This window comes from Streptomyces sp. NPDC086989, assembly GCF_044745505.1.
Classification (GTDB): domain Bacteria; phylum Actinomycetota; class Actinomycetes; order Streptomycetales; family Streptomycetaceae; genus Streptomyces.
In genome coordinates this window covers 31,430-50,167 of sequence record NZ_JBIVAL010000004.1, presented here as the reverse complement: position 1 = coordinate 50,167, position 18,738 = coordinate 31,430, and the positions used below count along the sequence as shown (strand labels likewise).

The 18,738-nt window shown below is 75.0% G+C and carries 19 protein-coding genes and 1 other RNA gene; 10 read left to right on the top strand and 10 right to left on the bottom strand.

Annotation, left to right across the window (positions count from 1 at the left end):
• Positions 1-151 precede the first annotated feature (151 nt).
• From ACIPK4_RS09960 to ACIPK4_RS09950, 3 genes are all read right to left on the bottom strand, one after another.
• On the bottom strand, positions 152-712 hold the full coding sequence (locus tag ACIPK4_RS09960; RefSeq protein ID WP_402310747.1) for a GNAT family N-acetyltransferase: 561 nt from the start codon (positions 710-712) through the stop codon (positions 152-154).
• A 28-nt stretch (positions 713-740) separates the two neighbouring features.
• A complete protein-coding gene (locus ACIPK4_RS09955; RefSeq protein WP_402310744.1) occupies positions 741-1,598 on the bottom strand; it encodes a PhzF family phenazine biosynthesis protein in 858 nt (285 codons plus the stop codon).
• Between the two features lie 133 nt (positions 1,599-1,731).
• Positions 1,732-2,493, bottom strand: coding sequence for an SDR family oxidoreductase (locus tag ACIPK4_RS09950; protein WP_402310741.1), 762 nt, complete (start codon positions 2,491-2,493; stop codon positions 1,732-1,734).
• Positions 2,494-2,601: 108 nt separating this feature from the next.
• Between ACIPK4_RS09950 and ACIPK4_RS09945 the strand changes: the two genes are divergently transcribed.
• Both ACIPK4_RS09945 and ACIPK4_RS09940 read left to right on the top strand, forming a co-directional pair.
• Positions 2,602-3,906, top strand: a complete 1,305-nt coding sequence (locus ACIPK4_RS09945) for a multidrug effflux MFS transporter (RefSeq protein ID WP_402310738.1) — start codon at positions 2,602-2,604, stop codon at positions 3,904-3,906.
• Positions 3,907-4,081: 175 nt separating this feature from the next.
• Positions 4,082-5,089 (top strand): small ribosomal subunit Rsm22 family protein, encoded by a 1,008-nt coding sequence (locus tag ACIPK4_RS09940; protein ID WP_402310735.1) that lies wholly within the window; start codon positions 4,082-4,084, stop codon positions 5,087-5,089.
• Positions 5,090-5,103: 14 nt separating this feature from the next.
• Here the strand turns inward: ACIPK4_RS09940 and ddaH are convergent, their stop codons facing one another.
• Positions 5,104-5,913, bottom strand: coding sequence for a dimethylargininase (gene ddaH / locus ACIPK4_RS09935; RefSeq protein WP_402310733.1), 810 nt, complete (start codon positions 5,911-5,913; stop codon positions 5,104-5,106).
• 131 nt (positions 5,914-6,044) lie between these two features.
• On the opposite strand from ddaH, the gene ACIPK4_RS09930 reads away from it, so the two are divergent.
• Complete coding sequence (locus ACIPK4_RS09930; RefSeq protein WP_402310731.1) at positions 6,045-6,674, top strand: TetR/AcrR family transcriptional regulator; 630 nt, start codon at positions 6,045-6,047, stop codon at positions 6,672-6,674.
• A 183-nt stretch (positions 6,675-6,857) separates the two neighbouring features.
• Entirely contained in the window at positions 6,858-7,604 is a 747-nt protein-coding gene (locus tag ACIPK4_RS09925) for a bifunctional DNA primase/polymerase (RefSeq protein WP_402310728.1), read from the top strand.
• A 97-nt stretch (positions 7,605-7,701) separates the two neighbouring features.
• On the opposite strand, the gene yaaA is transcribed toward ACIPK4_RS09925, so the two are convergent.
• Positions 7,702-8,502 (bottom strand): peroxide stress protein YaaA, encoded by an 801-nt coding sequence (gene yaaA, locus ACIPK4_RS09920; protein WP_402310725.1) that lies wholly within the window; start codon positions 8,500-8,502, stop codon positions 7,702-7,704.
• 102 nt (positions 8,503-8,604) lie between these two features.
• Between yaaA and ACIPK4_RS09915 the strand changes: the two genes are divergently transcribed.
• The 3 genes from ACIPK4_RS09915 (at position 8,605) to rnpB (ending at position 11,036) form a co-directional block, all read left to right on the top strand.
• On the top strand, positions 8,605-10,047 hold the full coding sequence (locus ACIPK4_RS09915; RefSeq protein ID WP_402310722.1) for an RNB domain-containing ribonuclease: 1,443 nt from the start codon (positions 8,605-8,607) through the stop codon (positions 10,045-10,047).
• 152 nt (positions 10,048-10,199) lie between these two features.
• Positions 10,200-10,466, top strand: a complete 267-nt coding sequence (locus ACIPK4_RS09910; RefSeq protein WP_402310720.1) for a hypothetical protein — start codon at positions 10,200-10,202, stop codon at positions 10,464-10,466.
• 169 nt (positions 10,467-10,635) lie between these two features.
• An RNA gene (gene rnpB, locus ACIPK4_RS09905) (RNase P RNA component class A) lies at positions 10,636-11,036 on the top strand.
• 86 nt (positions 11,037-11,122) lie between these two features.
• On the opposite strand, the gene ACIPK4_RS09900 is transcribed toward rnpB, so the two are convergent.
• From ACIPK4_RS09900 to ACIPK4_RS09890, 3 genes are read right to left on the bottom strand one after another with little or no spacing between them, the layout of a single operon-like run.
• On the bottom strand, positions 11,123-12,487 hold the full coding sequence (locus ACIPK4_RS09900; protein ID WP_402310717.1) for a bifunctional RNase H/acid phosphatase: 1,365 nt from the start codon (positions 12,485-12,487) through the stop codon (positions 11,123-11,125).
• A complete protein-coding gene (locus tag ACIPK4_RS09895) occupies positions 12,487-13,230 on the bottom strand; it encodes a zinc ribbon domain-containing protein (protein ID WP_402311765.1) in 744 nt (247 codons plus the stop codon). The genes ACIPK4_RS09900 and ACIPK4_RS09895 overlap by 1 nt, the downstream gene beginning before the upstream one ends.
• Complete coding sequence (locus ACIPK4_RS09890) at positions 13,227-14,084, bottom strand: Nif3-like dinuclear metal center hexameric protein (protein WP_402310715.1); 858 nt, start codon at positions 14,082-14,084, stop codon at positions 13,227-13,229. Before ACIPK4_RS09890 ends, ACIPK4_RS09895 begins: the two co-directional genes overlap by 4 nt.
• Positions 14,085-14,339: 255 nt before the next feature.
• Between ACIPK4_RS09890 and ACIPK4_RS09885 the strand changes: the two genes are divergently transcribed.
• Complete coding sequence (locus tag ACIPK4_RS09885; RefSeq protein ID WP_402310713.1) at positions 14,340-15,434, top strand: hypothetical protein; 1,095 nt, start codon at positions 14,340-14,342, stop codon at positions 15,432-15,434.
• Here ACIPK4_RS09885 and ACIPK4_RS09880 read toward each other — a convergent pair.
• On the bottom strand, positions 15,328-16,665 hold the full coding sequence (locus ACIPK4_RS09880) for an ROK family protein (RefSeq protein ID WP_402310711.1): 1,338 nt from the start codon (positions 16,663-16,665) through the stop codon (positions 15,328-15,330). The two genes, ACIPK4_RS09885 and ACIPK4_RS09880, sit on opposite strands and share 107 nt — an antisense overlap.
• Before the next feature lie 125 nt (positions 16,666-16,790).
• Between ACIPK4_RS09880 and ACIPK4_RS09875 the strand changes: the two genes are divergently transcribed.
• Positions 16,791-17,072 (top strand): hypothetical protein, encoded by a 282-nt coding sequence (locus tag ACIPK4_RS09875; RefSeq protein ID WP_402310709.1) that lies wholly within the window; start codon positions 16,791-16,793, stop codon positions 17,070-17,072.
• The gene (locus ACIPK4_RS09870) at positions 17,069-17,662 is read left to right on the top strand and encodes a hypothetical protein (protein WP_402310708.1); all 594 of its coding nucleotides are present in this window, start codon (positions 17,069-17,071) and stop codon (positions 17,660-17,662) included. Before ACIPK4_RS09875 ends, ACIPK4_RS09870 begins: the two co-directional genes overlap by 4 nt.
• 121 nt (positions 17,663-17,783) lie before the next feature.
• On the opposite strand, the gene ACIPK4_RS09865 is transcribed toward ACIPK4_RS09870, so the two are convergent.
• A complete protein-coding gene (locus tag ACIPK4_RS09865; protein WP_402310706.1) occupies positions 17,784-18,725 on the bottom strand; it encodes a 3-oxoacyl-ACP reductase in 942 nt (313 codons plus the stop codon).
• Positions 18,726-18,738: the final 13 nt, after the last annotated feature.

The window sequence follows — 18,738 nt, the reverse complement described above, 5'->3', positions numbered from 1 at the left end:
CGCGATGCGCTCGGCCACGGTCTTCGAGGAGGACCTCCTCCAGGGGCGGGGGGGGGGGGGGGGGGGGGGGGGGGGGGCGGCCGCCCCCCCCCCCCCCCGCCCCGCCCCGCCCCCCCCCCCCCCCCCCCCCCCCCCCCCCCCCACGTCCGGGTCACCAGAGCCGGTCGACGGCCCCCGGGTACAGGGCGATCCGTACGCCCGTGAACGCCCGGGCACCGGTGTCCGGGCCGGGGAAGTCGGCGAGGACCTCCTTGTCGAAGCCGGGCGCGTCCGTGGCCAGCGGCTGCTGCGGCGTCCCGCCGACCAGGACCGTCCCGGGCAGCCGGGTGAAGCCGGCCGCCTCGTAGAAGGGGACGAGCGGACGGTCACAGCTGAACAGGACGAGGTCCACGGCCGGATCGGCGGCCAGGGCCGCACGGGCCGCCGCCACCAGTCGCCCGCCGTGCCCGCGGCCCCGGGCGGTGTCCCGGGTGACCACCGCGCTGAGCCCGGCGGCGCGGTGGGTGCGCCCCGCGTGCCGGATCTCCTTGAACAGCAGGGCGAGGGAGGCGGCCACCGCGCCGTCCTCGTCCAGCAGCACCATCACCCGGGGCGCCAGTGCCGGGTCGTGCCCGCTGCGGGCGCCCGGCCAGGCCTGCGCCTCGAGGGCCGCGACCTGCTCGGCGAGCCCGGCCGGAAGCTCGGCCTCCGCGTACGTCAGCACCCTCGTCACGCGCGGGCCTCCCCCGGCAGGCCGTGGCTCATCCGATCCGGACCCCGCTGCCGCCCACCCGCACCCGCGGGTCGCCGGCCTGCAGTTCGACCGTCAGCACTCCGGGCCGGCCCATGTCCTCGCCCTGGCGCAGGGTCAGCACGGCGTCCGCGGGGACCAGGCCGAGCTCGCGCGCGTACGCCCCGAAGGCCGCCGCGGCGGCTCCGGTCGCCGGGTCCTCGACGACACCGCCGACCGGGAACGGGTCCCGGACGTCGAACAGCGCCGGACCCGCCCGGTGCACCAGCTGGACCGTGGTCAGGTCCAGGCGCCGCATCAGCGCCTCCAGCCGGGGGAAGTCGTACGCGAGGTCCGCGAGGCGGGCCCGGGTGCCGGCGCCGAGCACCAGGTGGCGGTTCCCGGCGTAGGCGATCCTGGGCGGGACGGCCGGGTCCAGGTCGGCGGCCGGCCAGTCCAGTGCGGCCAGGGCCTCGGCGAGGTCGGCCGGGTCGATGTCCTCGACGTGCGGCTCGACGCTGGTCAGGACGGCCCGCAGGCCCGTCTCGGTCGCGGTGACCGAGACGGGCACCGTCCCGGCCGGGGTGGCGAACACGAGCTCGCCCGGGCCGATCCGCTCCGCCAGCGCCACCGCGGTGGCCACGGTGGCGTGCCCGCAGAAGGAGACCTCCGCCTTCGGGCTGAAGAACCGCAGGGTGAAGGCCCGTCCCGGCTCCCCGCCGAGTCCCTCCGGCGGCGCCGTCAGGAAGGCCGTTTCGCTGTAGCCCAGTCCGGCGGCGATCTCCAGCATCCGGGAGTCGTCCAGGCCGGCGGCGTCGAGCACGACCCCGGCGGGGTTGCCTCCCGCCGGGTCCTCCGAGAAGGCGGTGTAACGCAGCACGTCAGTCATGATCAGCCCAACTCCCCGCCCGCCGCCCGCATTCCCGCGGCTCCGGCACGCTCCCCGGCGCTCCGGGCCCGGCCTCCGAGGCGCTCCCCCGGGCCTGGGCCGCCTGCCGGATCCGTCGAGCCCCGGCCCGGGGTCAGCCGCGTCCGATGTACGGCATCGCCGTCGCCATCACCGTCGCGAACTGCACGTTCGCCTCCAGCGGCAGCTCCGCCATGTGCAGCACCGTGCGCGCCACGTCGGCGGCGTCCATCACCGGCTCCACCGCCAGCTGCCCGTTCGCCTGGAGGATCCCGGTCTGCATCCGCTCGGTCATCTCGGTGGCCGCGTTGCCGATGTCGATCTGCCCGCAGGCGATCCGGTACGGGCGCCCGTCCAGCGAGAGCGACTTCGTCAGGCCCGTCATCGCGTGCTTGGTCGCCGTGTAGGCGACCGAGTTCGGCCGGGGCACGTGCGCGGAGATCGAGCCGTTGTTGATGATCCGGCCGCCCTGCGGGTCCTGCGCCTTCATCTGCCGGAAGGCCGCCTGCGCGCACAGGAAGGACCCGGTGAGGTTGACGTCCACCACCTGCCGCCAGGCCTCGTACGTGAGGTCCTCCAGCGGGACCCCGCCCGGGCCGAAGGTGCCGGCGTTGTTGAAGAGGAGGTCGAGGCGCCCGTACTGCTCGCGTACGGCGGCGAACAGGGCGGCCACGTCGTCCGGGGCGCTCACGTCCGCCGGTACGCACAGCACGTCCGCGTCGGCACCGGCCGCCTTCGCCGTCTCCCGGAGCGGTTCGCTGCGGCGGCCGGCCGCCGCCACCGACCAGCCGGCGGCGGCCAGGGTCAGGGCCACGGAGCGGCCGATGCCGGAGCCCGCACCGGTGACGAGGGCGATCTTCTTCCCACTTGCGTTCATGGGGCCGCAGGGTACGTCACATGTCGCGCTGCTCCACGGACGTTCCGACAGCTGAGAGCATGGGTCGGTCGGGGGTGTGAAAAGACGACGAAAAGACTGGAGTTCCGCATGCCGGAGAGAGGCCCCGCGACGGCCCCCTCGCACGAGCCGTCACCCGAGACGCCCTCCGCACCGCAGACCGCTTCCACGACGAAGATCACGTCCGCCCGCCGTACCGGACTGCTCGTCACCTTCATACTGGGCGGGCTCAGCGCCCTCCCCCCGCTGTCCATGGACATGTACCTGCCGGCCCTGCCGGAGGTCACCAGCGCCCTGGACAGCCCGGCCGCCACCATCCAGATCACCCTCACCGCCTGCCTCGCCGGCATGGCACTGGGCCAGGTCGTCATCGGTCCGATGAGCGACAAGTGGGGCCGCCGCCGTCCCCTGCTCTTCGGCATGGTCGTCTACGTCCTCGCCACCGCGATCTGCGCCCTCGCCCCGACCGCCGAGCTGCTGATCGGTTTCCGCCTGCTCCAGGGGCTGGCCGGATCGGCCGCGGTCGTCATCGCCCGGGCCGTCGTGCGCGACCTGTACGACGGGGTCGAGATGGCCCGGTTCTTCTCCACGCTGATGCTCATCTCGGGCGCCGCCCCGATCATCGCCCCGCTCATCGGCGGCCAGATCCTCCGCTTCGCCGACTGGCGCGGGGTGTTCGTCGTCCTCACCGGCGTCGGCGCCGTGCTCACCCTCGTCGTGTGGCGCAGCCTCGGTGAGACCCTGCCGCCCGAGCGGCGCCAGACCGGCGGGGTCGCCGCCGCGCTGCGGACCATGCGCGGGCTGCTCGCCGACCGCGTGTTCGCCGGGTACACCCTGACCGGCGGCTTCGCGTTCGCCGTGCTCTTCTCGTACATCTCCGCCTCGCCGTTCGTCGTGCAGGAGATCTACGGGGCCTCGCCGCAGGCCTTCAGCCTGCTGTTCGGCCTCAACTCGGTCGGCCTGATAGCCGCCGGACAGGTCAACGGCAAGCTGCTGGTCGGCCGGGTCCGCCTGGACAAGGTGCTGGCGGGCGGGCTCGCCGTCATCACCACGGCCTCGGTGTCACTGCTGCTGATGTCCTCGGGGGTGTTCGGGGAGGTCGGCCTGGTCCCGGTCGCGGCCGCGCTGTTCGTGCTGATGTCGGCGATGGGCGTGGTCCTGCCGAACACCAACGCGCTGGCGCTGATGCGCACCCCGCACGCGGCCGGTTCGGCCTCCGCGCTGCTGGGGACCTCCTCGTTCCTGGTCGGGGCGGTCGCCTCGCCGCTGGTCGGGATCGCGGGCGAGGGCACGGCGGTGCCGATGGCGGTGGTCCAGCTGGTGTGCTCGCTGCTGGCCGTGGGCTGCTTCACCGCGATGTGCCGGCCGTGGCAGAACCGGGAGTCCGCGGTCTGAGCCAGCCGGGACCGGGCGGAGCCCGGGTCCGGACCGGGCCGGACCCGGCGGCCGGCCCGGGCCGTCGGCGGGCGGAGTCGGCGGCGGGGCGGAGTCGGCGGCCGGCCCGGGCCGTCGGCGGCGGGGCAGGGGGCGCTCGGTGCTCGGGGTGCGCCGGGCGCCGTAAACTTCGCTGGTGAACGCCTCCGCCTCCGTCCCCGCCTCCGCCGAAACCCTCCGGTCCGCGCTGGGCGGGCTGCTCGACGGGCTCCCGCCGAAGCAGGCCGCCTCCGCCGTAGAGCGGCTGATCGCCAACTACCGCGGCCGGACCCCGACCGACGCCCCCGTCCTGCGCGACCGCTCCGACGTGGCGGCGTACGCGGCGTACCGGATGCCGGCCACCTTCGAGGCCGTGCGGTCCGCCCTGGACGCCCTGGCCGAGGCCGCCCCGCAGTGGTCCCCGGGCTCCCACGTCGACGTGGGCGGCGGCACGGGCGCGGCGACCTGGGCGGTGGACGCGACCTGGGACGGCCCGCGCGGCACCACGGTGCTGGACTGGGCGGAGCCGGCGCTTGCGCTCGGCAGGGAGCTCGCGGCGTCCTCCGGCTCGGAGGTGCTGCGCGCCGCCGAGTGGCGGCGGGCCGTGATCGGATCCGGGCTCGCGCTCCCGGAGGCGGACCTGGTGACGGTGTCGTACGTCCTCGGCGAGCTGACGCCGGAGGCCCGCCGGGCCGTGGTCGCCGAGGCGGCCCGCGCCGGGCAGGCGGTGGTGCTGATCGAGCCGGGCACGCCCGAGGGGTACCTGCGCATCCGCGAGGCCCGCGACCAGCTGATCGCGGCGGGGCTGAAGGTCGCCGCGCCGTGCCCGCACGACGGCACCTGCCCGATCGAGGTCGGACAGGACTGGTGCCACTTCTCGGCGCGGGTCAGCCGGTCCTCCCTGCACCGGAAGGTCAAGGGCGGCTCCCTCCCGTACGAGGACGAGAAGTTCAGCTACGTGGCCGCGACCCGTTTCCCGGTGGAGCCGGTCCCCTCCCGGATCACGCGGAAGCCGCAGATCCGGAAGGGGCTCGTCCTGCTGGAGCTGTGCGGTCCGGAGGGCGAGGGCCTGACCCGGGCCACCGTGACCAAGCGCCACGGTGACCTGTACAAGGCGGCGCGGGACGCCGACTGGGGCCAGGAGTGGCCGCCGGCCACCCGATAGGGATCCCGTGGCCGTTACATCCGCAGCTCCTGGGTGCAGCACTTCACGCTGCCGCCGCCCTTGAGCAGTTCGCCCAGGTCCATCGGGACCGGTTCGAAGCCCCGGTCCCGCAGCGGAGCGAACAGTCCGGCCGCCCCCTGCGGGAGCAGGACGTGCCGGCCGTCCGAGACCGCGTTCAGGCCGAGGGCCGCCGCGTCCTCGTCACCGGCGATCAGTGCGTCCGGGAAGAGCCTGCGGAGCACGGACTGGCTGCCGGGCGAGAAGGCGGGCGGGTAGTACATGACCTCGTCGCCGTCGAGCACGCAGAGCGCCGTGTCCAGGTGGTAGTAGCGCGGGTCCACCAGGTCGAGGCCGATGACGGGCCGTCCGAAGAACTCCTGGGCCTCGTCGTGCGAGAGCGGGCTGGAGCGGAAGCCCCGGCCGGCCAGGATGTAGGTGGCGGTGACGGCGAAGTCGCCCTCGCCCTCGTTGACATGGGACGGCTCGTGGAGGTCCGCGAAGCCGTGGGAGCGGAACCAGTCGAGGTGGATGGCGGCCTCGGCGGCGCGTTCGGGGTGGGCGAACCGGGCGCCGAGCACCCGGCCGTCGACGACGAGGGCGCCGTTCGCGGCGAAGACCATGTCGGGGAGCCCGGGGTCCGGTACGAGCGTCTCGACCGTGTGGCCGAGCGAGCGGTAGCGGTCCCGGAGGTCTTCCCACTGGGCCAGGGCGAGGGGCAGGTCCACCGGTTTCGTGGGATCCATCCACGGGTTGATGGAGTACGTGACCTTGAAGTGTGCGGGTGGGCACATCAGGTAGCGCCGGGGTGTGGCGTCTCTGCGCAAAGAAGGCTCCTCACGACTCACGGAGATGTGGAGAGAATCGTCTCTCCTCGAGGGAAACCGCGCAGTGAACTGAGCGGGTGGTTTATGGAATGACACGAAGACGAGACATCTCTCGTTGATAATTTGTCCGAATGAGCAGCAGAACCCCCGTGGGGAAGGCCCCCGACCCCGCCCGCCGCAGCGACCGGTCCCGGCGGGCCATCTTCGACGCGGCCCTCGCGCTGGTCGGTGAGGTCGGCTACAACAAGCTGACGATCGAGGCGATCGCCGCCCGTGCGGGCGTCGGCAAGCAGACGATCTACCGGTGGTGGCCGTCGAAGGCCGCGGTCCTGCTCGACGCCTCGCTCGCGCTCTTCGGCGAGGTGGAGGAGGAGGTCGGCTGGAGCGGCTTCCCGGACACCGGGGACCTCGCGGCGGACCTCAAGCTGGTGCTGCGGGCGACGGTCGACCAGTTCAACGACGCGAAGTACGAGGCCCCCACGCGCGCCCTGACCGCCGCCGGGGCCACCGACCCCGAGCTGAGCGCCCGCTTCACCGAGCAGCTCCTGATGCCGCAGCTCGCCCTGTACGAGGCGCGGCTGCGGACGGCCCGGGAGGCCGGCCAGCTCGATCCGGAGGTGGACCTGCGTCTGCTGGTGGAGATGCTGGTCGGGCCGCTGACGTACCGCTGGCTGATGCGGACGGCGCCGCTGACGCACGCCTACACGGACGCGCTGGTGGACCGGGTGCTGGGCGGGGTGGCGAAGGTCACCGACGTCTGACGGCGGTCGCCGGGCGGGGACAATTGGCCGAATTTCAGCGGTATGTGACGGTATTCCGCCTCCCCTTCCGCACGCTCCGTGCACCGCTTCCCCACCCCCGGTTGGGGAGTGCGGTCACCCGGACCGCAGGATGGTGGGACCATGTGAAGGTCTGCCGGGGAAAACGGTGAGGTGAGGGGATAGATGGGGTCTGAGTCCGGCCGCGTCAAACGCGGCGAGCAGAGCAGGATTTCCCAGTGGCTGCGTCGGCGGCCCAAACCCTCCCCCGAAGACCCCGAGCGCGTACGCGAGGACCTCCTGCTGGCCGTGGCCGCCGCGGGCCTGCCGCTCGCCCCCGCCGCCCACCCCGCCGGCTACCGGTGCTCGTGCGAGCGGATCGGCTGTCCCACCCCCGCGCGCCACCCCCTCTCCTTCGCCTGGCAGACACAGTCGACGACCGACCGCGCGCAGATCGAACGCTGGGCGCGCAACCAGCCGCAGGCGAACTTCATCACCGCGACCGGCATGGTCCACGACGTACTGGACGTCCCCCTCGAAGCCGGGGAGAGCGCGCTGGCCCGCCTGCTGGCGGCGGGCGTCGAGGTCGGCCCCGTCGCCGCATCGGGCGGAACGGGCGACCAGGCCCGGATGCTCTTCTTCACGGCGACCCGCGGAACCCCCGAGGACGAGGACGAGTGGTGGCCGTGCGAGCTGGACTGCCACCCCGAGACGATGGACGAGCACCCGGGTCTGCGGTGGCACTGCCGCGGCAGCTACGTACTGGTGCCGCCGGCGGCCCTCCCGGGTGACCTGGCCGTGACGTGGATCCGCGGCATGGAGCACGCGCTGCCGGACCCCCTCACCCTCCTCGAAACCCTGACGGACGCCTGCGCCACGTACGCGGTCGCGGCCACCGAATCCCCCACGGCGGCCTGGCCCCTGAGCCGCTGACCGGCCCCCGGGGCCCGGCCCCGGGGTCGGAAACGGACCTGCGCCTCATACGCCGGCGGGCCGGGGAACGCTCCCGCCGGCGTCCGCACCGCGGCCGTCAGTGGATCTGGGTGACCACCACGTCCAGGGACCATGCCTTCGCCGGCTTCGCCGGGGCCTGCGCCTCGACCGTGTAGCCCAGGTCGCGCAGCGCCACCACCAGATCGGCGGGGGTCGCCGGCTCCGCGCCCGCCACCAGCAGGTCCCGGACCAGCCGCCCCTTCGTCGCCTTGTTGAAGTGGCTCACCACCGAACGCTTCTCCACGCCGTCCACGACCTGCGCGTGCAGCACCCGCACCGTCGCCGTCCGCCCCGCCACCTCACCCTTGGGCTTCCACGCGGACGCGTACGCCGAGGACCGCAGGTCCAGCACCAGCCCGTCGCCCGCCGCATCCGGCAGCACCGCGGCCATCGGCTCCCGCCAGTACGCGCCCAGCGCGCCCAGCCCCGGCAGCTTCACCCCCATCGAGCAGCGGTACGAGGGGATCCGGTCCGTCACCCGGACCGCCCCCCACAGGCCCGAGAACACCAGCAGCGACCGCTCCGCCCGCGCCCGCGCCGCCTCCGGGAGGTCCGCCAGACCCAGCGCGTCGTACAGCACGCCGGTGTAGGTCTCCCCCGCCGGCCGGGCCGGCGCCGACCGCAGCCCGGCGTTCTTCGCCACCTCGCCGCGCAGCCCCTCGCTCAGCCCGAGCACCTCTCGGGCCTTGTCCTCGTCCCCCGCGCACAGCTCGACCAGTTCCTCCAGCACGGCCGCCCGCGCCTCGGCCAGTCCCGGCAGCGACAGCGTCTGCGGCTCCAGGGGCGCGCCAGAGCCGCCGGCGGCCTTTCCCTCGGACGGCGGCAGCAGCACGAGCACGGTGGTTCTCCTTCGGTACGACACGGCGCAGGGGGTGCGGCCCCCGGCCCAGGGTAAGGCTCTCACCGCGCCCCCCGGACCCACCCGCTCTACGCTCGATCCATGCCACGCCGTCATATGCACATGACCGGCGCAGACGGGGCTGCCCTGCGGGCCGCGCTGCGTGAACTGCGGACCGGCCTGGGCGTGCCCGGGGAGTTTCCGGCGCCGGTGCTCTCCGAGGCCGAGGAGGCGGCCCGCAGTCCTCGGCTCCCGGACCTGGACGCCACCGACCTCCCCCTGTTCACCGTCGACCCGCCGGACGCGCGCGATCTGGACCAGGCCATGCACCTGGCGAAGCGGCCGGGCTGCGGCTACCGCGTGCACTACGCCATCGCCGACGTCGCCGCCTTCGTCACCCCCGGCGGCGCCCTCGACGCCGAGGCGCACCGCCGCGTCACCACCCTGTACTTCCCCGACGGCAAAGTCCCCCTGCATCCGCCCGTGCTCTCGGAGGGCGCGGCCAGCCTGCTGCCCGGCCAGACCCGCCCGGCGCTGCTGTGGCGGTTCGACCTGGACTCCGCAGGCCGGGTGGAGACCACCGAGGTCCGCCGGGCCCTGGTCCGCAGCCGGGCCAAGCTCGACTACGACGGCCTCCAGCGGAGCATCGACTCCGGGACCGCCGACGAGCCCCGGGCCCTCCTGCGGGACATCGGCCGGCTCCGCGAAACCCTGGAGCAGGAGCGCGGCGGCGTCTCCCTCAACGTGCCCGAGCAGGAGATCGTCGCGCAGAACGGCTCGTACACCCTCGCCTACCGGGCCCCGCTCCCCGTGGACGGCTGGAACGCCCAGATCTCCCTCATGACCGGCATGGCCGCCGCGGACCTGATGCTCGCGGCCGGCGCCGGCATCCTGCGCACCCTGCCCAGCGCCCCCGACGGGGCGGTCGGCCGGCTCCGGCGGACCGCCACCGCCCTGCGGATCGACTGGCCGCACCACATGCCGTACGCCGAACTCGTCCGCACCCTCGACCCGCACCTGCCGGCCCACGCGGCGTTCCTCCAGGAGTGCACGGCCCTGCTGCGCGGCGCCGGCTACACGGTGTTCACCGGCGGCGCGACCCCGGACCCGGTGCTGCACGCCGCGGTGGCGGCCCCGTACGCGCACTGCACCGCGCCCCTGCGCCGGCTCGTCGACCGGTACGCCGGCGAGCTGTGCGTGGCGGCGGTGGCGGGGGCCGAGCCCCCGCGGTGGGCGCTGGACGCGCTGGAGGCGCTCCCGGAGCGGATGGCGGAGGGCGGCAGGCTGGCCAACACGGCCGAGCGGGAGTGCGTGGACCTCGTCGAGGCGGCCCTGCTGAAGGACCACGTCGGCGAGACCTTCGAGGCGACCGTGATCGACGTGAAGGACCACGAGCCGCTGGTGGGCACGGTCCACCTGGAGGAGCCCGCGGTGGTCGGCCGGGTCGAGTCGCGGTCCGCGCGGCTGCCGCTCGGGGACCGGATCCGGGTCCGGCTGACGCAGGCCGACCCGGGCCGGGCGAAGGTCCTCTTCGCCCCCGCCTGAGCGGCGTCCGGCGCCGCGGGGGTCGCCGGGGTGCGGGCGGCGGCGGGCCGTCCTAGCGTCGGAAGGAGAGGGGCCGTCGTCCGGCGCCCCGAACGGGTCCGTGCATGAGCGGATCCGCGAGTCCCCGACCGCCCGGAGAGCAGGTGCCTCCCATGCGCACGTCGGTCCGTATCGCCGGTGTCCTCACCGGCCTGACCCTCGCACTCGGCGGCGGGTCCTTCGCCGCCCACGCGGACATCCCGGCCTGCACGAACCTGGTCGAGCAGTCGGGCGTCACCGTCACCGAGGCCGTCACCTCGGCCTGCACCCGGGGTGTGCACGGCGACCTGCAGGGCTGTGCGAGCGCCCTGGCGGCAGCCGGAGTGGCGGGCGGCGCCGCCAACGGCGCCTGCCGGATGGCGGCCAACCCTCCCGCCTGACCGGCCGCCCCACGGCGGCGCGGGCCCCGGCGCCACCGCGCCGCAGCGGCCCGGTGCGGCCACGACGGCGCGGCGATCTCTCCGCTCCGCACGCAGCCCCGGGGAAACCCTGTCGCTGCGTCAAGGTCGAGCGTGCTGCCCGGCGCGGGTAGCATGGTCACTCGCAGAACAACCGGAGCGGGCGGCCGCGTCGGGATCCCCGGATCCCGCCGAGGAACGTCCGGGCTCCACAGGGCAGGGTGGTGGCTAACGGCCACCCGGGGTGACCCGCGGGACAGTGCCACAGAAAACAGACCGCCGGGGCTTCGGCCCACGGTAAGGGTGAAACGGTGGTGTAAGAGACCACCAGCGCCTGGGGTGACCCAGGCGGCTAGGTAAACCCCACCCGGAGCAAGGTCAAGAGGATCCGTCCCCGGACGGGTCTGCGCGAACGATTGAGGGCTGCCCGCCCGAGTTCGCGGGTAGACCGCATGAGGCCGGCGGCAACGCCGGTCCTAGATGGATGGCCGTCTCCCCGGCGATCGCGAGGTCACCGGGCGACAGAACCCGGCGTACAGCTCCGGTTGTTCTGCACTCGACGAAGCCGAAGGGCCCGTCCCCGTCAGGGGGCGGGCCCTTCGCCGTACGTCCTTGCGGTGCGCCCTGGCACCGGCCCGCTAGCGCAGGTGCGAGGTGTCGTTCAGGAGGCGGACCGAGGCGTTGCCGTCGGCGTAGTAGGCCACCGCGGAGAGGGAGGCCGCGGAGAGCTCCATCCGGAACAGCGATTCCGGCGGGGCGCCCAGTGCGAGGCGCACCAGGATCTTGACCGGGGTCACGTGGGTGACCAGCAGCACCGTGCGGCCCGCGTGCGCGGCCAGCAGCCGGTCCCGGGTCGCGGAGATGCGGCGGGTGGCGGCCGTGAAGCTTTCGCCGCCGCCCGTCGGGGACGCCTTCGGGGAGTCCAGCCAGGCCTGGAGGTCGTCCGGGAACCGCTCCTGCACCTCGGCGAAGGTCAGGCCCTCCCAGGCGCCGAAGTCCACCTCGCGCAGGCCCTCCTCGACGGTGACCGTCAGCCCGAGGCGGTCCGCGACGGCCTGTGCGGTCTCCCGGCAGCGGCGCAGCGGGGAGCTGACGATCGTCTGGACGGTGCCGCGCGCGGCCAGTGCCTCGGCCACGGCGGAGGCCTGACGGCGGCCGGCCGGGGACAGCTCGGGGTCGGTGCCGCCGCTGCCGGAGAAGCGCTTCTGCGGGGTGAGGGCGGTTTCGCCGTGACGCAGCAGGACGAGGGTCGCCGGGGCGCCCATGTCGGGGCCCCAGCCCTGGCCTGCGGCGGGGGGCTGCGGCGCCTCCTGCGCGGCGGGCTCCGCGACCAGGGTGGCGGAGCCGGCGGGTGCCTCGAACAGCGCGCCGTCGGCCGCCGGCCCGGGGGCTTCGGCCGGGCGGGCTCCGGCTGCGCTGCCGGTCGCTGCGGTGGACGCCGCCGCGGCCCTGCCGGTGGCCAGGGCGGCCCGGGCGGCCGCGGCTCCGGCCGCGGCGTCGCCGGGCGGGCCCGAGGGGGCGGGCGCGGCCGCCGCCGAGCGGGCCGCGGACCGGTCCAGTGCCGCCGTGGAAGCCGAGGGCTCCCACTGCCTGCCGTGCCTGCCCGCGTCCATCGCCTCGTTGGCGAGCCGGTCCGCGTGCTTGTTCCGCTCGCGCGGGATCCACTCGTACGTCACCTGCGCGCGGGGCAGGATCGTCGCCGCCTCCGCCGCGAGGGGCTTCATGTCCGGGTGCTTGATCTTCCAGCGGCCCGACATCTGCTCGACGACGAGCTTGGAGTCCATGCGGACCTGGACCTGGGCGTCGGCGGCCAGTTCGCGGGCGGCCTTGAGGCCGGCGATCAGGCCCTTGTACTCGGCCACGTTGTTCGTCGCGACGCCGATGTACTCGGCGCGCTCGGCCAGCGTTTCGCCCGTCGCCGGGTCGAGGACGACGGCGCCGTAGCCGGCGGGCCCCGGGTTGCCCCGGGAGCCGCCGTCGGCCTCCACGACAAACCGGGGCATCAGATGCCCGAGTCGGCCGTACGAACCAGGATGCGGCCGCAGTTCTCGTGGCGTACGACCTGGTCGCGGGCCGCGGCCTTGATCTCGTTCACCTCGGCCATGTCCAGCTCCAGGCGGCAGCCCTCGCAGCGGCGCTGGTACAGGCGGGCGGCGCCGACGCCGCCCTGCTTGACGCGGATCTTCTCGTACAGGGTCATCAGGTCGGCCGGCATCGAGGCGACGATGACCTCGCGGTCCTTGGTGACCCTGGCGGCCTCGGCGTCGAGTTCACCGGTGGCCGCGTCGCGGCGGGAGGTGGCGTCGGCCAGCTTGGCTTCGAGGGCGGAGACCCGCTCGGTGAGCTCGGTGACCCGCTCCTGTGCGCCCTCCAGGCGCTCCATGACCTCCAGGACGACGTCCTCCAGGTCGGCCTGGCGCTTGGCGAGGGAGACGACCTCGCTCTGCAGGTTCGCCAGGTCGCGGGCCGAGATGCCCGCGCCGGAGTCGAGCCGCTGCTGGTCGCGGGCCGCGCGCTGGCGCACCTGGTCGACGTCCTGCTCCGCCTTGGTCTGCTCGCGGGCGGCGTCGCTCGCCTGGGTCTGGGCCGCCACGAGCAGGTCGCGCTGCTGCGTCAGGTCCTTGGTGAGGGACTCGACCTCGGTGTGCTCCGGCAGGGACTTGCGCTTGTGGGCGAGCTGAGACAGCCGGACGTCCAGGGCCTGGACGTCGAGGAGTCGGATCTGGTCGGCGGGCTCGGCGTTCAGTTGGGGGCTCCAGAGATAGAAGGGGGTGTGACGGACGGCGCGTGCGCCGTCCACGGGTCGGTGACCGTGCGCGAGACGTGGGTGCGCAGACCCCAGCCGTGGCGCTCGGAGATCGCGTCGAGTTGCGCGGCGGCCTGCTCGCACCAGGGCCACTCGGTGGCCCAGTGCGCGGCGTCGACGAGGGCGAGCGGGCTCTTCTCGCGGGCCTCGGACACCGGGTGGTGGCGCAGGTCGGCGGTGAGGTAGGCGTCCACGCCGCAGGCGCGGACCTGCTCGAAGAGGCTGTCGCCGGAGCCGCCGCTGACGGCGACGGTGCGGACGAGCGCGTCGGGGTCGCCGGCGACGCGGATGCCCTGGGCGGTCCGCGGCAGCCGGGCGGCGGCGCGGGCGGTGAACTCCCGCAGGGTCTCGGGGTGGTCCAGCTCGCAGATCCGGCCGAGACCGCGGCGGCCCGCGGGGTCGCTCGCGTCGGGGACCAGCGGTCCGGTGATGCGCAGGCCGAGGGCGCCGGCGAGGGCGTCAGAGACGCCCGGGTCGGCGGTGTCCGCGTTGGTGTGGGCGACGTGCAGCGCGATGTCGTTCTTGATCAGCGTGTGCACGACGCGGCCCTTGAAGGTGCCGGCCTCGACGGTGGTGGTGCCGCGCAGATAGAGGGGGTGGTGGGTGACGACCAGGTCGGCGCCCAGCTTCACCGCCTCGTCGACGATCTCCTGGACGGGGTCGACGGCGAACAGCACGCGGCCGACCTCGGCGTCGGGATCGCCGCAGACGGTTCCGACGGCGTCCCACTGCTCGGCCCGCGAGGGGGGCCAGAGGACGTCCAGCGCGGCGATGACTTCGGAGAGACGGGGCACAGGCCAAGGCTACCGTCCGTACGGGAGCGGCAGAGTCCGCGCGGGGCCCCGGGCAGCCGGGGCCGTCCGTCGGGAACGCCCGGACCGGACGGACCGCCCGGAAGGGCCCCGTGCGCTCCTGGTACCGCACAGCACAACCGTCCCCGTCGTCACGGCCGAACCGCCCGGCGGCCACCCGTACGTGTGAAGCCCGGAAGGTCGCGCCGTTCGGGCCGACGTGCGAAAACTAGCTTCCTCACCGGAGGTGACGCACGGATGACTGTCTGTGCCATCGAGATCACGATGACGGCCCGGTTCACCATCGCGGCGGACGGGTCGTACGCGGCCCGGCTGGCCGGGGACGGCGAGGCCCGCTACCCCGAGCGCTGGACCCTGGCGGGGCCCGAGCCGTACGCGGTGCCGCTGCCGCTCGGGCAGCCCGAGGAGGCCGACAGCGAGGTGCTGGCCCTGGCCGACGGGCGGGTGCTGATCCACCGGCGGGTCGCCGAGCGGCACGCCTTCGCGCTGCTGTACCCGACGGGCGGCGCCGCGGCCGGCCCGCGCACCGGGGAACTCCCGCTGGGCTCGGTGACGCCGGAGGACGACCGCGTACGGGTGTCCCTGCTGCCCCCGTCGCCGGACGGATGCAGTGCCTTCGCCCTGGCCTCCTCGGACACCGGGACCACCGTCTGGCAGGTCGCCGGCGGCCCCTTCGGGCAGGTCGCCCGCGTCCCCGGCCGGTGCACGGGCGGCGTCTGGCTGGACCGGACCGGCCGGATGCTCTCCCTGGACCGCGAGCTCGGCGGCACCACCAAGGCCGTCGCCGTGGACCTGGGCCGCGGCGGCGAGGTCTCCCCGCTGCTCCAGATCGCGGACGGCAGCGACGACCGGCTGCTCCTCGCCGACCCCGACAGCGGCCTGCTGCTGATCCGCTCGGACGCCCCGGGCGAACCGCGCCTGGGCTGGGGGGTGCTGGGCAGCTCCCGCCCGGTGCGCTTCCCCGAGTGCCTGCGCGGGGCGGCGGGGGTCCCGTTCGCGGTGCAGCCCGGCCAGGCCCTGATGCCCGAGACCTGCGGGGTCGCGATCCGGCTGGAGGACGGTGGGGGCACCCCCGGCGGCAGCTGGGGGAGGATCGGCCTGTGGCGCCCCGCCGACCGGCACGTCTTCCGGCTCCCCGCGCCCGAGGGCTGGCTCGGCACGGGCCTGTGGAGCCGGGAAGGCCGCCTGCACCTCCCGTACGCCACCCCGGAGGTCCCCTGCGGGATCACCGGGCTGACCCTGCCGGTGTCCCCGCCGCCCCCGGTCCGGCTGGACCCTCCGGCTCCTGCCGTGCCCCGGCCCGTACCGCTCCAGCAGGCTCCGCTGCGCTGACGCGGGGCGCGCCGTCCGGCCGGGCGGCGGGCCCCTCCTGCGGGCGGCGGCCTTCGAAGGCCAGGTCGCGGGCCGCGCCGAGCGCCGTGGCGACCGCGCCCAGCAGGACCGCGTCCTCCCCCAGGGCGCCGGCCGCCACCTTGGGCCGCAGCGGTGTGAGCGTGCGCAGCGACCGGCGGACCGTGCGGAGCAGCAGGTCGGCGCCCCGGCCGATGCCGCCGCCGAGGACGACGAGGTCCGGGTCGAGGACCGCGGTGACCGCCGCGACGGTGTGGGCGAGGCGCTCGCCCTCCTGCTCGACGGCCCGGGCGGCGGCCGTGTCCCCCGCCCGGGCGGCGTCGAAGACGTCCTTGGCGGTGAGCGGCCCGGTCATGCCGTGCCCGCGGGCCGCCCGGACCACGGCCTGCGCGCAGACGGCGTCCTCCATGCCGCCGGGCGGGCCGTCGGTCCGGGCGGGCTCCCGGCGGCCCGGCCACGGCAGGAAGCCGATCTCGCCGGCTCCGCCGTGCGCCCCGGTGAACAGCCGGCCCTCGCTGACGATGCCCATGCCGAGGCCGGTCCCGATCGAGACGTAGACGAAGAGCCTGCTGCCCGCGCCGACGCCGTACGCGTACTCGCCGAGCGCGGCGAGGTTGGCGTCGTTCTGGACGGCGACGGGCAGGCCGAGCCCGTCGCGGATCCGGTCGATCAGGCCGGGGCGGCCCCAGCCGGGCAGTTGCCGCGCGTGCCGGACCCGGCGCTCGTCCTCGTCGTAGACGCCGGGCGTGCCGACCACGGCCCGGGTGACCTTGTGCGCGTCCACCGCGCTGTCGGCGACGAGCCCGCGGGCGGCGGACACGGCGAGATCGGCCACGGCGTTGGCGGTCCGGGCCCGGTTGCGGACGTCGGAGCGGGCCACGACGGTGCCGTCGAGGTCGGCCAGCGCCACCCGCACCCAGCTGCGTCCGATGTCGAGCCCGAGGGCGTACCCGGCCGTCGGATCGGGGGCGTACAGCACGGCGGCGCGGCCCCGCTCGGGTGCGTGCGTACCGGCCTCCCGGACCAGGCCGGCCTGTTCGAGGGCGGCGAGGGCGCTGGAGACGGTGGGCTTGGAGAGCCCCGTCTCCCGGGCGAGCTGGGCCCGCGACGCGGCCCCTGCGGACCGCAGCCGGTCCCACAGCAGCCGCTCGTTGGCACTGCGCTGCCGCTGGGGCCTCCAGGGCTGCTCACTCCCGTCGTCGCTGCTGGTCATCCGGCCATTCTCGCCCAGCGGACCCTCGGTGCGGCGGCATCTCCCGTGCCCTGCGAGGGGACTCCCGCCCCAGCCACTGTCAAGGAATCCTTGACAATGCGATCATGTCAAGGTTTCCTTGACACATGTCGATCTTGAACTCGAAGGCCCGGCAGCGGGACCTCTTCCCCGCCACCCCGTCGATGGCCGCCGCACTGCCGCTCGCCGTGAGCCTGCCCGCCCTGACGGTGGTGTTCGGTGACCGGTTCGGCACCTCCGCCACCATCGCCCTGATCGTGGTGGGCCTCGCGCTCATCGCCTGCACGGCCGGCCTGGCCGCCCGGACGGCCCGCGGCGCCGCCGAACAGGCCGCCCGTGACGCGGCCGTCCAGGGCGCCCTCGAACCCCTCGAAGGACTGCGCCGATGAACGACGAACCGCTGCTGCACCCGGCAGAGATCGACCGGATCCGGGAAGCGATCGCCGCGGCCGTCCTCGGCTCCCCCGAGGGGCTGGCCGATTCGCTCGAACACGACGCCCACGGCTACCTGCGCCTGCTGGACGCCTCGCGCATCGGCGCCGAGGAGGCGAGCCGGCTGCTGCGCGAGGCCGTCCAGGGCGCCAGGGCCGCCGGCCACAGCTGGGACACGGTGGGCCGCGTCCTGGGGGTGAGCCGCCAGGCCGCCCAGCAGCGCTTCACGGCCAAGGCCGCGGCCGCGGGCTCGTCGGCACCGCCCGCGCAGGGCCCGGACGCCCCCAAGCGCCGCATCCTCGGCGGGCTGACCGCGTTCAACGAGATGGCCGCCCTGGACGAGGCCGGGCGCGACGGCTGGCACATGGTGGGCTACGGCCCGTTCTTCCACGAGGTGGAGGCGTCCGGCCACCCCTGGGAGCACTGCCGGATGACGCTCCCCTCCGGCGCGCGCCACCGGCGGATGGAGGCGGAAGGCTGGATCCCGGTGGGCGCGGGCTGGTTCCCGTGGCGGTACTACAAGCGGCCCGTCACCCCCGCCGGCTAGTGCTGTGACCGGCCCGGCGGCCGGACCGCTGCCACCCGGCCGCCGGAGCGCGGCCGGCCGGGCACGAGAGCGCGGCGGGCCCGGCGGTGTGCGCCGGGACCGCCGCGGTCGTGCGCCCGCGTCAGTCGTGCTTGAGGCCCAGGACCTCCGCCGCGGCGAAGGTCTCGCCCGCCGGGCGGGAGTCGTAGTGCGGGGTGAGCAGTCCGTCCAGCTCCTCGTAGGAGAAGGCCTCCTTGGCGGTGTCGAACTTCGCGGCCACCTTCGGGCGGTCCATCACGACCACGATCCCGCCGTGCACGACGAACAGCTGCCCGTTCGCCTTCGCCGAGGCCGGCGCGGCCAGGTAGCCGACCAGCGGGGCGACGTGCTCGGGGGCCAGCGGGTCGAGCTTGCCGTCCTCGGGGACCTGGAATCCCGCGAAGACGTCCTCCGTCATCCGGGTCCGGGCACGCGGGCAGATGGCGTTGGCCGTGACCCCGTACTTCGCGAGCGCGAGCGCGGTCGAGGTGGTCAGCCCCACGATGCCGCCCTTGGCCGCCGCGTAGTTCGGCTGACCGGCCGAACCGCCGAGGAAGGCCTCGGAGGAGGTGTTGACGATCCGGCCGTACACCGGCCCGCCCGCCGCCTTCGACCGCTCTCGCCAGTGCGCGGAGGCGAAGTGCGTGGTGTTGAAGTGGCCCTTGAGGTGGACCCGGATGACCGAGTCCCATTCCTCCTCCGACATGGAGAAGACCATCCGGTCGCGCAGGATGCCCGCGTTGTTGACCAGGACGTCGAGCTTCCCGAAGCTGGACACGGCCAGCTCGACCAGCTCGCGCGCCTGCTCGAAGTCGGCCACGTCGCCCAGGTGCGCCACCGCCCGCCCGCCCGCGGCGCGGATCTCCGCGGCCACCTCCTCCGCCGGGGCGGCCGAGGCCTCGCCGGAGCCGTCCCGCCCCGGCTGGCCGAAGTCGTTGACGACCACGCTCGCGCCGAGCCGTGCGAGCTCGATCGCCTCGGCCCGGCCGAGCCCGCGGCCGGCGCCGGTGACGATGGCGGACAGCCCCTCAAGTGGGAGTGACATCTACCGGATTCCT